A 15,026-nucleotide genomic window follows, 5' to 3' on the forward strand; every position below is an offset into this window, starting at 1 on the left:
GACACACTTAATGATTCTTTTATGAGAATAATGTATCATATTAATTTCTGTCAAACCCTTTTTATACCCTCCCGGCCACAACCGCTTATAACCCAATTAAACTGCCATATTTTACAACATCATACCGCAGTGCACATTAATTTCAGATGATACATTTTTTAATATGGTACACTTTTTATGATGACATATTAAAAAACAGTAACTAATATTATTGCATGGAGTAAACGCTGAAATCACTTTCATCCTGTGCTATGACAGGGGCCAGTGATTTTACATCTCCATTCAAGTTCACAAAGGCCCTCAACCATGAGCAAAAATAAAAAGATATATGACTCCATTATCGACCTGCGGGACAAGACGACCCTGCGGGCGAAGTCATTGCTTGTCACCGTCTATGGGGATGCCATCCTGCCCCATGGTGACTCGGTCTGGTTGGGCAGCCTGATTAACCTTGTCGAACCGTTCGGCCTGTCCGAACGTATGGTGCGTACCGCAGTCTTTCGCCTCTCCAAAGATGACTGGCTGACCTCTACCCAAATTGGACGACGCAGCTATTACAAACTCACCGAAGTTGGTCGGCGCCGCTTTGAAACGGCCCATCGGCGCATTTATGCCTCCCCGCAAAAATCATGGAACGGGGAATGGCTGATGGTGATTGTCAACAAGGCCAATCTGACACAAGAAATCCGCGATCAGTTACGTCGGGAATTTCAGTGGCTCGGCTTTGGCACCATTGCCCCCAACGTCTTTGCCCACCCGGCAGCGGACCTAGGTGCGGTACGCCAAATCATCCAGGAACTGAATGTGGAAGATGATGTGGTCACCATGGCAGCGCGCGCCGATCGTCATTCCGGCACCATTCCCCATCGCAACATGGTGCACAGCAGCTGGGACTTGGAACAACTGTCCCATGATTACAATAATTTTTTAAACGCGTTTCGTCCCCTCTATCACGCGCTCAACAGCGAAGACAGAATCGATCCGCAAAACGCCTTTATGGTACGCACCCTGCTGATCCACGAGTTTCGCCGGATCATGCTGCGCGACCCGATGCTGCCAGATGAGTTGCTGCACACGGACTGGCCCGGCTCAACCGCCGCATCGCTCTGTGCCAACCTTTACCGTCTCTGCACCTCAAGTGCAGAAAAACATCTTGAAAATATGCTGGAAACGGCTGAAGGCCCACTGCCCGATGCCAGCCCCTACTTTTACAATCGTTTCGGGGGACTGGAAGGGATTGCCGACAGCCCCCACACCGAGGAGATACTCACTCTATGAGCGCAAAAATCGCGATTATCGGTTCCGGTCCCAGCGGCTTTTATGCTGCGGACACCTTCGCCAAAAAAATGCCCGATTGCAAAATCGACATTATTGATCGTCTGCACACCCCGTTCGGCCTTGTCCGCGCCGGGGTTGCGCCAGACCATCAAGGCACCAAAAACATCACCCGACAGTTTGAACGCACCATGCAAAATGACGCGGTGCGCTTTATCGGGAATGTGGAAATCGGTCGCGATATCTCATATGACGAACTTAAAGACCTGTACGATATTGTCTTTCTCGCCATCGGTGCGGCAACTGATCGTAAGCTGGGTATTGCGGGGGAAGATCTGGACGGGGTGTATGGCTCTGCCGCCTTTGTGGGGTGGTACAACGGCCACCCCGACTTTGTGGACCTCGCCCCCAAACTCGGTCCCCACGGGGTTGCGATTATCGGCAACGGCAATGTTGCCATCGACATTGTGCGCGTCCTTGCAAAAAATGCCGATGAAATGGAAGGCTCCGACCTGTGTGTCCATGCGGAAGAACGTATCCGGCGCGCCAATGTGAGTGATTTTTACATGATCGGACGACGCGGTGCCGCCCACGCCGCCTTCACCCCATCCGAAGCCAATGAGCTGGGCCACCTGCAGGACTGCCATCCGGTTATTTTAAATGATGACCTGAGCGAAGCCCCGACGGATGACGATCCCAAATCCCTTAAAAATAAAGAAAAAAATCTGGAAATTCTGCGCGGACTAAAGGATCAGGACCGCGCCGATAAAGCCAAGACCCTTCATATGCAGTTTTGGGCCAAACCGGTTGCTATCCTGGGCGACACAGCCGTCACCGGCTTGCGCTTAGAGCGCACAAAACTGGATCAGGGCCGCGTTGTCGGCACGGGGGAGACGTTTGATATTGCGGTATCTTGCGTAATTTCCGCCATTGGCTATGAAACCCGACCCTTTGACGGCCTGCCCATGAACGCAGGCATCGTCAAAAACAACGACGGTGTCGTCGAAAGCGGGGTCTATGTATCCGGCTGGGCAAAACACGGCCCGCAAGGGACCATCCCCACAAACCGTAAAGAATCAATGGAAATGGCAAAACGCGCTATGGATGATTTTGCCGGTGCCAGCGATAAAATCGGACCCAAAGGACTAGATAAACTGTTGAGCGACCGCGGCGTCCACAGTGTTGATTTTGCAAACTGGAAAATGATTGAACAACGTGAAGAACAGGCCGCCCGTGACGGCCGCGTGCGTGAAAAAATCGTCTCTTTCTAAACTCTTATCTTTCCCATTTAGCATTTAATGTTTGGCGCGATCTGAAAACGGCACCGTAAAATAAAAGGTCGCGCCTTTTTCAAATTCACTTTCCACCCAGATGCGCCCCCCAAAATGGTCGATGATCCGGCGACAGATGGCTAACCCCAAACCAGACCCGGTCGGGTTGCCCGTGCCCACCTGCTTGGATTGGTAGAATTTTTCAAAGACAAGGTCCAGTTCATCCGCATGAAGGCCGGGGCCAAAGTCCTGTACGCCAACCAAGACGTGATCACCTTGATCTTTCAAGGTAATATTCACCGCACCACCTTGGCCTTTGTAAATTTTTTGCGCATTGGACACGAGGTTGATGATTACCTGTGTCAACTTATCCTTATCCCCCAGCACCAAAGACAGATACTTCGGCACCTCCACATTTAGCTGCACGCCCTCTTTCTCACATTCTTTGCTCAGGGTTTCGACCCCATGCTGGATCACATCGCGCATCTCCACTTCGCCGATATCCCAGGTTTCGCGTCCCGACTCGATGCGGGCAAGGTCCAGGACCTGATTGATCAAGCGGGTCAGGCGCTGACATTCCTCCACCATCACCCCTAAAAACTGTTGGCGGCGACCCAGCTCAAGATCCGGGTTATCGTGCAAAATTTCGGTAAAGCCGCGAATAGAGGTCAAAGGCGTGCGTAATTCATGAGCAACGTGAGACAAAAACTCGTCTTTCAAGCGATCCAACTGTCGCAAACGAGCGTTTGCTTCTTTTAGTTCCGCCGTTGCCTCTTCCAAGGCATTGGATTTTTGCTCCAACTGATAGGAATATTCAATCACGTGGGAGGCTTCGTCCAGCACCTCCAACATTTCGTCAAGACTTGCCCCCTTGCCTTTTACCACGCTTGCCACCAGAACCCGCGCAGAGGCCGACCCGATGGCCCCCGCCAGCAGTCGTTCACAAAAGCGCACGGTATAGGGTTCCGCCATATCCCAATGTTCCGGGTCTTGATTGCGCCGTTTGGCATGTTCGTTAAAAGCAGTCAGGGTCGCGTTGGTCCCAATATAGCGCGCGCACAGATCGCGCAGTTCCTTCACCGACACTTGCGCGCCCCAAAAACCCACGGATGGATTAATCGCATTTTGGCGATCCACCTCAACAAACAAAGTAGCCTGAATACGTTCAATCGCACTGGGGCGATCAAACAGAGACACCAGACAATACATCCCCACATTCGCCACCATGGACCAGAACATGGAATGGGTAATGTGGTCCGGCTCCATCAATCCAAACAAGGCGTAAGGTTTTAACAGCGTAATGCCAAAGGGACCATGGTTCACAAACGAAATGGGGATCCAATCTGACAAGGCAAAAGATGGCAGGACCAACGTATAGGCCCAGACCAGAAAGCCCGCGACAAGCCCCGCAACCGCACCACGCTGTGTGCCCCCTTTCCAGTATATCCCACCAAGAATGATGGGGGCAAACTGGGCTGCCGCGACAAATGACACCAGCCCGATCGTCACCAGCGCATACGATTCCCCGATCGTGCGATAGTACAGAAAGCCAAGCAGCAGGATCATCAGGATGGCCATACGCCGGATAAACAGCAGCAATAAGCTCATATCCTGACGTTTTTCTAAACGGTCCTTAAAGTATCGCAGCAGGATGGGCATCACCAGATCATTACAAATCATGGTGGACAGACCGATTGCCGCCACAATCACCATCCCCGTTGCCGCCGACAAACCGCCGATAAAAACAAACAGCGCCAGCCACGGATGGCCTTCCGACAGCGGCAGGGCGAGGACAAACGTATCCGCATCCACCCCGCCATTGCTAAAATACAGCAAGCCCCCCAGCGCAATAGGCAACACAAACAGGTTAATCAATAACAGATAAAGCGGAAACATCCAGATCGCGTTATTCAAATGTCGCTCGTCCGTTGCCTCGACCACAATGACCTGAAACTGACGGGGCAGAAAAATAGCCACCACCATCGCCAAGATGGAAATACTGACCCAGCTGCCTTCCACCCGTGACATGGTGACAAGCGGGGCAAGGTCAGGATGTTTGGCGGCACGGGCAAAGATATCTCCCAACCCGTCATACATGCCGTAAGTGACAAAAAAGCCGACCGCTAAAAAGGCCAGCAATTTGATCACCGCTTCAAAGGCAATGGCCGTCACCATGCCTTCGTGCTTTTCGGTCACATCAATATGACGGGTGCCAAAGACAATAGTAAAGGCCGCCATCAACAGCGCCACATACAGCGCTTTATCATCCCACAATCCTTCGGGGGCGACCTGCGGTGTGTCCACCAAAACGTTATAACTGGTCCAGACCGCCTTGAGCTGAATGGAGATATAGGGCATGATCCCGACCACCGCGATCACTGTCACCAGCCCGCCCAACACGTGGCTTTTGCCATAACGCGAAGCGACAAAATCCGCAATAGAGGTAATCCGGTGCTTGCGGCTGATGCGCATGATCTTACCAATCACAAACCAGCCTAACAAAAAGATCAGAGTCGGCCCGATATAGATGGGTAAAAAACCGACCCCTGTTGTCGCCGCCCGACCGACGCTGCCATAAAAGGTCCATGAGGTACAATAGACCGCAATGGACAAAGCATAAATCGTCGGGTTTTTAAGCAGGCTTTTACCTTGTTCGGCACGGCGATCCCCCCAATAGGCAATCGCAAACAACAGCGCAAGATAAGCGGCGGAGGCCACAAAGATCGTCGTGTTGGACAACATGGGAGCTACTCCTCCCTCGTGTCATGATCATCTTTTAAATCCATCTGACGACGGATAACAAGCACAGCCGCAATGGCAATCAGCCCTGCCCAAATGCCGAAAATATAAATCAACAGGACCGGCACACCAAACAGCGTCACATCGGCCCCGCGATCAAACAAACTGATAAACGCCGGTGAAAACAAGACAGCCCCCAGCACGCACAAGCCTGCCAAACGTTCCCTTGTTATCCCCGGTCGCAACATCCTATTTAGGCTCCCATCCCGGCTCGGCCATCACAAAGCCGTCAAATTCAAACGCGGGGGAAACCGTACAACCCACCAAGGTCCAGTCGCCGCAAGATTGCGCAGCCTGCCAGACATCTTTGGGGACAATCCCTTGCGGGCGTTGACCTTGAGCAATGTCGTTGCCCAACAAGACCGTCTCCTGCGTTTTACCATCTTCACTCAAAAACAGGTTGAGCGGCGCACCAGCATACCAATGCCAGATTTCAACCGCATCCACCTTATGCCAATGGGATTTCTCCCTCGCTTTTAGCAAGTAATAAATCGCCGTGCAGGATCCACGCGCACCTGTGCCATCGTCATCACGAAAGGTTTCTGCGTAATAGCCCCCTTCCGGATGCGGCTGCAGACCTAACGTTTTGATGAGTTCCTCTGCACTACTCATTCCTTTGGCTCTGTCGCCTGCATGGAAGCGCGCGCTTTAAAGCCTTCATACCAGCTTTTCAACAACGGGCGGGTGCTCAACAGATTATGATCCCCTAAACGGAACTCGATCCAGCCGAGCGCACAAGCCACACTGATTTGACCGATGGTCAACGGCCCGCCTGACAGGTCATTGACGCCGGCTTCCAGCGCATCCAGACCGCGGTTGATTGCCGCCAATTGACGATCTTTCCACCCTTCGGACTGCAGTGCCGGGTCGCGACGCCCCTCCAGCAAACGCAAGACGCCTGCATCCATCAAGCCATCACCCAACGCCTGAAAACGCAAGGCTTTCCAACGCGCCTCTCCCACGGCAGGGAACAGCACGACCTGTGGAATTTGCGCATCGAGATATTCACAAATCACGGGGGAGTCAAACAGCACTTGTCCGTTATCCAAGATCAAGGCAGGCACTTTACCCAATGGGTTGGACAGGCCAATATCCGTTTCAGGGTCCCACACATTTGTCGCCTGCAATTCCACACGGTCACGCAAGCCCAGTTCCAACAGGCTAACCATGACTTTACGCACGTACGGGGAGGTGGGGGAGTATCTTAATTTCATAAAACCAAACCTTCAGGTTAAAAATTATCTTTAAGGCGTCTTACTTCAGCAAAAACCGCAACCGTATCCGCACCGCTTAGGCCGACAGCTTTTTGCACCCCCGGATCATCGGCGCGCAAAAACGGATTGGTTTTCTTTTCAAGACCAATATAGGATGGAATTGTCGGCAATCCCTGCTGGCGCAAGAGGGCGATCTCTTTTTGGCGAGCCTGTAAGTCCGCGTTTTCCGGATCAACCGTAATCGCAAAGTCCGCATTGGCTTGCGTATACTCGTGTGCGCAATAGACCCGCGTCTCGTCAGGTAATTGTTTGAACTTTTTAAGACTGTCCCACATTTGTGCGGGTGTACCTTCAAACAAACGCCCACACCCTAGTGAAAACAGCGTATCCCCGCAAAACAGCGCCTGATCCTCTTCAAACCAAAAGGCAATATGTCCACTGGTATGGCCCGGCACCTCAAAGACGCGACAGGTCTTGCTGCCAAAGGTAAAGGTCTGCCCGTCACGCACCCGCGTATCGATCCCGGCAATGCGCGCGGCATCGATCTGCGCGCCGACGATCTCACACTCATAGGCTTGCTTGAGTTGCAGGTTGCCGCCGATATGGTCATTATGGTGATGAGTGTTGAAAATATGGGTCAGACGCCAGCCTAGCTCGTCAAGACGGGTCTTGATCGGTGCAGAAACCGCAGGATCCACACAGGCGCAGCAGTTGGTGTCAGGATCAAAAATCAAGTAAACGTAATTATCAGATAAAACAGGTACTTGTTCAATTCGTAAGGCCGTCATATTTCTTCCCTGATGGTGTCGTTTTTTAAAGACTATACCAGCAAAATGAAAAACTGACACAGTTTAAAAATGGAAGTACACTGCCCCTATGTGGATGGACGTTGTAGATTTACGTGACTTTTATAGCACCCCGTTAGGCGGCATGGCGCGGCGCATGATCCGGCGGCGTATCCGCACCCTTTGGCCTGACTGTAAGGGCATGAAGGTATTGGGACTTGGCTATGCCACACCCTATCTCGGCCTTTTTAAATCGGATGCGGAACGCACGCTTGCCTTTATGCCATCGCCCCAAGGGGTGTTGCATTGGCCCAATGAAAGCCGGTCCCTCACCACCTTGGTTGATGAAACAGACCTGCCGTTACCTGATTTATCGGTCGATCGTGTTTTAATTGTCCATGCGGTGGAATGTGCCGAACAGTTGCGCAATATGCTGCGCGAGGTCTGGCGTGTTCTCAGTGGTAGTGGGCGTGTCTTGATTGTTGTTCCCAACCGCAGCGGCGTGTGGGCACGCATGGAACGCACGCCCTTTGGCATGGGGCGCCCCTATTCCCCACGCCAGCTTAATTCCCTGCTGCGAGACAATATGTTTACCCCCTTGCACGTCGATCAGGCACTGTTTGTGCCGCCCTCAAAATCACGTATGATCATGGGATCTGCCCCTGCATGGGAAAAGATCGGCCATCGTTTCTTCCCCGGTTTTGCGGGTGTGTGGCTGGTTGAAGCAACCAAACAGATTTATGCCGCCAACCCCGAAGCGACGGTAAAATCCAAACACCGAAATCTGGTTGCGCTGCCTCAACGACAGAGTTGGACCACTAATCATCGCCAAAAATCATCAAAAAGATGACCTTTGGGTTTTTTCCGGCTATGCTGCCCCCTGTTTTTCTTTTGGGGGAGGGAAAATCCAGGATGAAACACGCTTTTTTCACCATCATCATCGGCCTGATCGGCTTTATTCATCCTGCAACGGCTGATAAGATAGAAACACTCGTAATCTCCAGCCCCGCTATCCCGCCGGTGTCCGGCACCTATCCAGAACCGGGATATCTGAAAAATATTATCGTTGAAGCGGGTAAGCGGATCGACGTCAAAATTTCCTTTCGTCATATGCCTGCCGTGCGCAGCCTTGTAGCGTCCGATTCAGGGACAACGCAAGGCGAACTCCATCGCGTTGAAGGACTGGAGAAGCTCTATCCCAACTTGATCCGCGTCCCCGAACCTGTAGTAATCGACCAATTTGTCGGCTTTGCCGCCACCCCTGACATGGTGATCAAAGACTGGCGCCAGACGGGGGATTTGCAAATTTCCTACCCGCGGGGATGGACACTCTACGCCCAAGCGTTTGGGGAAGATAATTCCCACCATATGGGGAACTCAGGGGTGCCCTTGTTTAAAATGGTGGAACATGGGCGCATCGATATTGCCATGCACACGCTGGACAAGGGAACCTATATCGCAGCGAAAAACGACATCCATGTCTATCCGGTCAAACCGGTTTTTGCGATCAAACCGATGTATATGTACCTGCATCACTCCAAAGCCCATCTGGTTGATCGCCTTGCCCAATCCATTAGAGAGCTCAAGCAAGACGGCACCTATGAAAGCATTAAGCGCGATGTGCTTTTTCATCACGGCCTTATCAACGATGCCTATTTCGCCAAAGGCGAGATGGGTGGTTTCACCCAATAGCACCTAGTTTTTATGGATCAAAAAGACCGCCTGCTCGCCCAACAGGTTGGCAAAAAACAGGTTGGTGCGCACACGATGAGCCTGCCCTGACGCATCCAGCGCGATGGAACGTTCAATGGTCACATTCATCTCATCACACATATGGATGAAGTCCTTAATGGTACAAAAATGCATGTTGGGTGAATTGTACCACTGATACGGCAACGTTTTGTTTACCGGCATACGACCGTTGAAAAACAGATAACTGCGCACCCGCCAATGCCCAAAGTTGGGAAACGACACAATCGCGCGTTTACCCAAGCGCAACAGGTCTTGTACGATCTGGTTCGGGTGATGGGTCGCTTGCAAAGTCTGGCTCAGGATTACAAAGTCAAACGCATCATCGGGGTAATAGCCCAAATCTTCTTCCGCATCGCCCTGCACCACAGACAGTCCTTTGGCGACACATTGGTTCACCCCTTCCTGACTGATCTCAAGGCCGCGACCATGCACATTTTTTTCTTCCACCAGATATTCCAGCAGTTGTCCATCGCCACAACCAACGTCCAAAACACGGCTGCCCGGTTCGATCAAATCGGCAATGACCTGTAAGTCTACGCGGATGGATTTATTCGTATTCATTGGCTGATCAACCCTCTTCTACGCGCACTACCTTCTAAAAAGCCGCCCAGAACATTGGTAAATTCCGGCTCTTCCAACAAAAAGGCGTCATGGCCTTTATCCGACACCACATCCACATAGGACACATCGGCCGCCGCCCCGGTCAAGCCGCGCACGATCTCGCGGCTGTCTTCCGGTAAATAGTGCCAATCGGATGAAAAAGACACCACGCAAAAGCGGATATCTGTACCCTGAAAGGCTTTTGCAAGTTTGCCGTTACCGTGGGTCTTCGCCAAATCAAAGTAATCCATCGCGCGGGTGACATACAAATATGAGTTCGCGTCAAACCGTTCCACAAACGTGCTACCTTGATAGCGCAAATAGCTTTCGATCTGGAAATCAGCTTCAAAACCAAAGGTCACCGCCTCGCGATCCTGCAAACGCCGCCCGAACTTTTGGGTCAAAGCCGCTTCGGACATATAAGTAATATGCGCCGCCATCCGTGCCACCCCAAGGCCGGAACGCGGGCGCTTGCCTTCTTCGTGATAGCGCCCCATGCACCAGTCGGGGTCTGCCATAATCGCTTGGCGCCCCACTTCATAGAAGGCGATGTTCTGTGCGCGGTGATAAGATGAAGACGCAATCGGACAACAGGAAAAGACGCGTTCCGGATAAGCTGCCGCCCATTCCAGAGCCTGCATCCCACCCATGGAGCCACCGATGACGCTAAACAGTTTCTCGATCCCCAGCTCGTCCATCAATAAGGCTTGGGCGCGCACCATGTCCGAAATCGTGATCACGGGGAAATCCAGTCCCCAGACCTTGCCGGTTTCAGGGTTGATCGCCGCCGGACCCGCAGAGCCCATACAGCCGCCCAACACATTGGAGGCGATGATGAAATAGCGATCCGTATCAATCGGCTTACCGGGGCCGATCATGGTCGTCCACCAGCCGGGCTTGCCCGTCACCGGGTTGGTATCGGCGGCAAACTGATCCCCTGTTAAGGCATGGGTGATCAAAATCGCGTTGGATTTATCTTCATTTAACGTGCCATAGGTCTGATACGCGATCGGAAAACTCGACAATTCCACCCCGCAATCCAGACGCATGGGCATGTCTTTCCCAAGGATCGCGCGCTTGGTGGGAAAGTCGTCTGAATAAGGATTTATATGTACTGTCTGATCTGTGCTCATGGCGGCATTTTTAGCATATCGTTACTATAAAGACTGTTAGCTATGCTTTCATGGCATATTGAGTCAATGTTTTCTTTGCCTTTAATGCACTTTCGGATTATTCCTAAGGGCCGATATAACCTTTTAAAACAGATAATCATCATGTCCAAAAAAGATCTCGCTACACTTCGCAACGATATCGACCGGATCGATAACGCCATTCACGACCTGCTGATGGAGCGCGCCGAAGTTGTTGAACATGTACGCGCCGCCAAAGGCGCCGAAGGTATTAAGCTGCGCCCGGGGCGCGAAGCCGAAGTTCTGCGCAGATTAATCGCCCGACATTCAGGCCCTTTCCCGAAAGGCGCTTTGGTGCGTATTTGGCGTGAAGTCATGTCCGCGTATCTAAAACTGCAAGGCCACCTTGCCATGGCAGTTTATATGCCGGAACCGGGCGCGGCCTACTGGGATTTGGCGCGTGATCAATATGGCTCACAAACCCCGATGACAGCTCATGCCTCCGTTCGCGGCGTCATTGGTGCCGTTCAAAGCGGGGAAGCCGCCATTGGTGTATTGCCGATCCCCATGCCGTCCGAATCGGACCCTTGGTGGCGACATCTATACTCCAACGCAGAAAACACACCGCAAATTCTCTCGCGTCTGCCCGTGGCCCAAACAGAAAAGGTCCGTGGCAGCTTTGAAGAAGCCCTGATCATCGGTTTGCCTTCAGATGACCATACGGATGAAGAACGCTATTACACCGTTTTGGAATTTGATCGCGAAATCAGCACCCGCATCCTTGCGGAAAGCTTTAAAGACTCCGCCCTGAACATCACCATTCAGGGGGCGTATTATGATGAAAGCCTGCGCGATCAGTGGCTCTTTTTAGCAGAGGCGGACGATGTTTTGCATATCGACCTGCCAGATATGAAAAAGCTTCTGGAACGAAATGATGTTTCCGTCAAAGGGATGAAAAAACTCGGCGCATACGCCCTGCCCTTCACGGTTGAAGAATTGGCCTGATCCGGCCCCCTACACAGGAATATATAAAATGGGACAATTGACACCCCGCCCCGGCATTATGGATATCACCCCGTACAAAGGCGGTGAATCTGCCCTTAAAGGCGTTGATCGTATTATCAAACTTTCCTCGAACGAAGGTCCGTTCGGCCCCAGCCCGCGTGCTGTTGAGGTGATGAAGAAAACATCCGAAATCCAGCATCGCTACCCTGATGGGGGGGCGACACGCTTGCGCAAAAAACTGGCGGAAAAACACAATGTCGATGCCGACCAGATCGTTTGTGGCGCAGGCTCTGACGAGCTTTTGGGCTTGTTATGTCGCGCCTATGCCGGTCCGGGCGATGAAGTACTTTATTCTGATCACGGCTTTTTGATGTATCCGATCGCCGCCAAATCCGTTGGCGCAACCCCCGTTACGGCGATGGAAAAAGACCTGACCACAGACGTGGATGCCCTGCTTGCCGCCACGACGGATAAAACAAAAATCGTCTTCGTTGCAAACCCGAACAACCCGACAGGCACCTATATTTCGCGCACGGAAATGAAGCGTCTGCGCGATGGGTTGCGCGACGATATCCTGCTGGTCATTGATGCGGCTTATGCTGAATTCATGACCCAAGACGACTATGACGCTGGCTTTGAGCTGGCAGGCAGCACCAACAACACGGTCATGACCCGCACCTTCTCCAAAATGTATGGTCTGGGCGGTGTCCGTTTGGGCTGGTCCTATAGCTGTGCGGAAATTGCAGACGTGCTCAACCGGGCGCGTAACCCGTTTAACGTCACCTCCTTGGCGTTAGCGGCAGGCGAAGCGGCACTGGATGATGACGCGTTTGTCGCCATGACCCGCGCGCACAACACAAAATGGCTGCGTTGGACAGAAGAAGAATGCCGCAAACTGGGGCTGGAGACAACGACCAGTCACGCAAACTTTGCGCTTGTGCGTTTCCCGCACGACACCAAACATTCTTCGACCAATGCAGATGCCTTTTTGCGCAACAAGGGCATTATCGTACGCGCCATGGCTTCTTATGGTCTGGGGGATTGCCTGCGCATTTCCATTGGCACGGAAGAAGAAATGACCACCCTAATGGCTGCCCTCAAAGAATTTATGGAACAATAATCATGTCCAACGATGGCTTTATTTTTGATCGTATCACCTTTATCGGGATCGGGCTTATCGGCTCGTCTTTAGCCCGTTCGGTGCGCCAAACCAACTCGGCGCGCCACATCACCGTATGCGACATTAATAAAGCCCATCGTGACAAGGCTCTGGAACTCGGCCTCGCCGATGCAGCAACAGGGGATTACATCGAGGCGGTTAAAGACGCAGATCTGGTAATCATCTGCACCCCACCGGGATCATGTGGAGATGCCGCTGCGGCTTTTGCCCCCGGCTTAAAAGAAGGCGCGATAGTGTCTGATGTGGGATCTGTCAAACAGACCATCATTCATGATGTCACCCAACATTTACCCAACGGGGTGCATTTTGTCCCCGCCCACCCGATTGCAGGCACCGAACATTCCGGCCCCGAAGCCGGTTTTGCGGAACTGTTTGACGGTCGCTGGTTAATCATTACCCCGCCCGCAGGCACCGATGAGACCGCCATCGCCAAAGTACAGGAAATGTGGGAACGCGCCGGTTCCAAAATCGAGATTATGGACGCGAAACATCATGATATGGTGCTTGCGATCACGTCTCACCTGCCGCACCTCATCGCCTATACAATCGTCGGCACCGCCGATGATCTTGGCGAACATATGAAACGTGAAGTCATCAAATTTTCAGCTTCTGGTTTTCGCGATTTCACCCGGATTGCCGCGTCCGATCCGATCATGTGGCGCGATGTTTTCCTCAATAACAAAGAAGCCGTTCTGGAAATCCTGCAACGTTTCAGCGAAGACCTGACCTTCCTGCAACGCGCCATCCGCTGGGGCGAAGGCGACAAACTGGAAGAACTGTTTAGCCGTACCCGCAAGATTCGCCGGGAAGTTCTGGAAGCAAACCAGACATAGCCAACAGCCTGATTTTCGCGTCGGGTCCTTTTCATCCAAATACTTCTTAAAATCATTATACATTCAACTGCTAGAGTGCATTGAACGCAATATTTTTATTTTTATTGCAAAAAATAGGATATTTTCTGACTTTGAAACTTTCCTTACTACGGAATTCTGCGTAGTCTATTCACCCGGCTTCTAGAAACTAAAAGTCAAAATGACAAAAGAAGCCATGGGAGAGCATGACACAGCGGAGAATTAGAATGCGGAAAAGCACTCTTGTGAAATCGCTCGTTCTGGTTACAGGTATTCTAGGTTTTAGCCTGACCACGACACATACGAGCCGAGCAGAAGAAACCATCACCCCCAGTCAGGTGTTTCAAGTGACTGAAGATATTTTATGGCAACTGGATCGCCTGCACGACGCGAACCTGTCCTTTGCCGATTTTTCCAACACACGACTTGATATTCCTGAACGTCTGCCCCGGCATGTGATTCAACAAGCCCTGAACTTAAGGGGTAAAATTCAGGTTCTGAAACGGATCAACGGCATAGAAACAAAAACACTGCCTGTCCCACCGGTGCGTGAAGTGACGCCTGCCGATGTGATCAGCGTTGTAAAAGACATTCTGGCTGATCTTGTCTCACTGGACGCCGCCTACGGGTTGGAACCGTTCAAAGCGGGGGCAAGACTGAAAGAAGGTAAAACGCCGACAGACGTTTATAAAAACCTGCTGCGTGCCGAAAGCATGATCATTCAGCTTGGCATTCCCGAAGTGGTGCCCAACGATGTGTTTAACACCGCCCTTGCCGTCACCCAGGAAATTGAAATTTTACGCAAAGTCCGCGGCAAGACAGAACCCGTGGATCCGCCTTCACCTTCCATCGGCAAACAACCCGCAGATTCCTATTCCATGGCGTTTTATGCGCTTAAAGGTATCAAAGGGCTGACCAAAAAGCCGGAATATCAAATTCCGGGCGAAGTCATCCTGCCAGAACGTTTGAAAAAAGACATTTCATCGCGTGACGTCCAACAGGTCCTGCTCTATTGCCTTGCCGAACTTTCCTCCATGAAGGTGGCTGCGGGGGCAAAAGACCCGTTAGTTCTCCCACCGCCCACCGCCGGACAGACCCCTTCCACCGTGTTTGACACCTTGGGGCTGGTCAATCGTCAAATCCAGTCAATGCAGTGGTAAGGGA

Annotated in this window: 15 protein-coding genes; 8 read left to right on the forward strand and 7 right to left on the reverse strand. The window is 52.0% G+C overall.

The window, feature by feature from the left end; genetic code table 11:
- Positions 1-306: 306 nt before the first annotated feature.
- Together paaX and Q397_RS0109880 are read left to right on the forward strand one after the other, a co-directional pair.
- Complete coding sequence (gene paaX / locus Q397_RS21915; protein ID WP_038013398.1) at positions 307-1,278, forward strand: phenylacetic acid degradation operon negative regulatory protein PaaX; 972 nt, start codon at positions 307-309, stop codon at positions 1,276-1,278.
- Entirely contained in the window at positions 1,275-2,546 is a 1,272-nt protein-coding gene (locus Q397_RS0109880; RefSeq protein WP_028879285.1) for an FAD-dependent oxidoreductase, read from the forward strand. The genes paaX and Q397_RS0109880 overlap by 4 nt, the downstream gene beginning before the upstream one ends.
- Positions 2,547-2,570: 24 nt before the next feature.
- On the opposite strand, the gene Q397_RS0109885 is transcribed toward Q397_RS0109880, so the two are convergent.
- The 5 genes from Q397_RS0109885 to gloB are packed head-to-tail and all read right to left on the reverse strand — an operon-like array spanning position 2,571 to position 7,347.
- Positions 2,571-5,288, reverse strand: coding sequence for a sensor histidine kinase (locus Q397_RS0109885; protein WP_028879286.1), 2,718 nt, complete (start codon positions 5,286-5,288; stop codon positions 2,571-2,573).
- A 5-nt stretch (positions 5,289-5,293) separates the two neighbouring features.
- Positions 5,294-5,533, reverse strand: a complete 240-nt coding sequence (locus Q397_RS21920) for a hypothetical protein (RefSeq protein WP_038013401.1) — start codon at positions 5,531-5,533, stop codon at positions 5,294-5,296.
- A gap of 1 nt (position 5,534) precedes the next feature.
- On the reverse strand, positions 5,535-5,957 hold the full coding sequence (locus Q397_RS0109895; protein ID WP_028879287.1) for a cupin domain-containing protein: 423 nt from the start codon (positions 5,955-5,957) through the stop codon (positions 5,535-5,537).
- Positions 5,954-6,559, reverse strand: a complete 606-nt coding sequence (locus Q397_RS0109900; RefSeq protein WP_028879288.1) for a glutathione S-transferase N-terminal domain-containing protein — start codon at positions 6,557-6,559, stop codon at positions 5,954-5,956. Before Q397_RS0109900 ends, Q397_RS0109895 begins: the two co-directional genes overlap by 4 nt.
- A 17-nt stretch (positions 6,560-6,576) precedes the next feature.
- A complete protein-coding gene (gene gloB / locus Q397_RS0109905) occupies positions 6,577-7,347 on the reverse strand; it encodes a hydroxyacylglutathione hydrolase (protein WP_028879289.1) in 771 nt (256 codons plus the stop codon).
- 88 nt (positions 7,348-7,435) lie between these two features.
- Here gloB and Q397_RS21925 point away from each other — a divergent pair, with 88 nt between their 5' ends.
- Complete coding sequence (locus tag Q397_RS21925) at positions 7,436-8,194, forward strand: class I SAM-dependent methyltransferase (RefSeq protein WP_038013404.1); 759 nt, start codon at positions 7,436-7,438, stop codon at positions 8,192-8,194.
- A 62-nt stretch (positions 8,195-8,256) separates the two neighbouring features.
- Positions 8,257-9,036: a type 2 periplasmic-binding domain-containing protein gene (locus tag Q397_RS0109915; protein WP_156950678.1), complete on the forward strand. Its 780-nt coding sequence runs from the start codon at positions 8,257-8,259 to the stop codon at positions 9,034-9,036.
- Between the two features lie 3 nt (positions 9,037-9,039).
- Here Q397_RS0109915 and metW read toward each other — a convergent pair whose 3' ends face one another.
- A complete protein-coding gene (gene metW / locus Q397_RS0109920) occupies positions 9,040-9,657 on the reverse strand; it encodes a methionine biosynthesis protein MetW (protein ID WP_028879291.1) in 618 nt (205 codons plus the stop codon).
- Positions 9,654-10,829, reverse strand: coding sequence for a homoserine O-acetyltransferase MetX (gene metX / locus Q397_RS0109925; protein WP_028879292.1), 1,176 nt, complete (start codon positions 10,827-10,829; stop codon positions 9,654-9,656). Before metX ends, metW begins: the two co-directional genes overlap by 4 nt.
- A 141-nt stretch (positions 10,830-10,970) precedes the next feature.
- Between metX and pheA the strand changes: the two genes are divergently transcribed.
- The 4 genes from pheA to Q397_RS0109945 all read left to right on the forward strand — a co-directional run bounded on the left by pheA (position 10,971) and on the right by Q397_RS0109945 (position 15,022).
- Positions 10,971-11,831 (forward strand): chorismate mutase, encoded by an 861-nt coding sequence (gene pheA, locus Q397_RS21930; RefSeq protein ID WP_038013406.1) that lies wholly within the window; start codon positions 10,971-10,973, stop codon positions 11,829-11,831.
- Positions 11,832-11,859: 28 nt separating this feature from the next.
- Positions 11,860-12,951: a histidinol-phosphate transaminase gene (gene hisC / locus Q397_RS0109935; protein WP_028879293.1), complete on the forward strand. Its 1,092-nt coding sequence runs from the start codon at positions 11,860-11,862 to the stop codon at positions 12,949-12,951.
- Between the two features lie 2 nt (positions 12,952-12,953).
- On the forward strand, positions 12,954-13,844 hold the full coding sequence (locus Q397_RS0109940) for a prephenate/arogenate dehydrogenase family protein (RefSeq protein WP_028879294.1): 891 nt from the start codon (positions 12,954-12,956) through the stop codon (positions 13,842-13,844).
- A gap of 245 nt (positions 13,845-14,089) precedes the next feature.
- On the forward strand, positions 14,090-15,022 hold the full coding sequence (locus Q397_RS0109945) for a hypothetical protein (protein WP_028879295.1): 933 nt from the start codon (positions 14,090-14,092) through the stop codon (positions 15,020-15,022).
- The last annotated feature ends 4 nt before the right edge of the window (positions 15,023-15,026 follow it).

The organism is Terasakiella pusilla DSM 6293, from assembly GCF_000688235.1.
Lineage (GTDB): Bacteria > Pseudomonadota > Alphaproteobacteria > Rhodospirillales > Terasakiellaceae > Terasakiella > Terasakiella pusilla.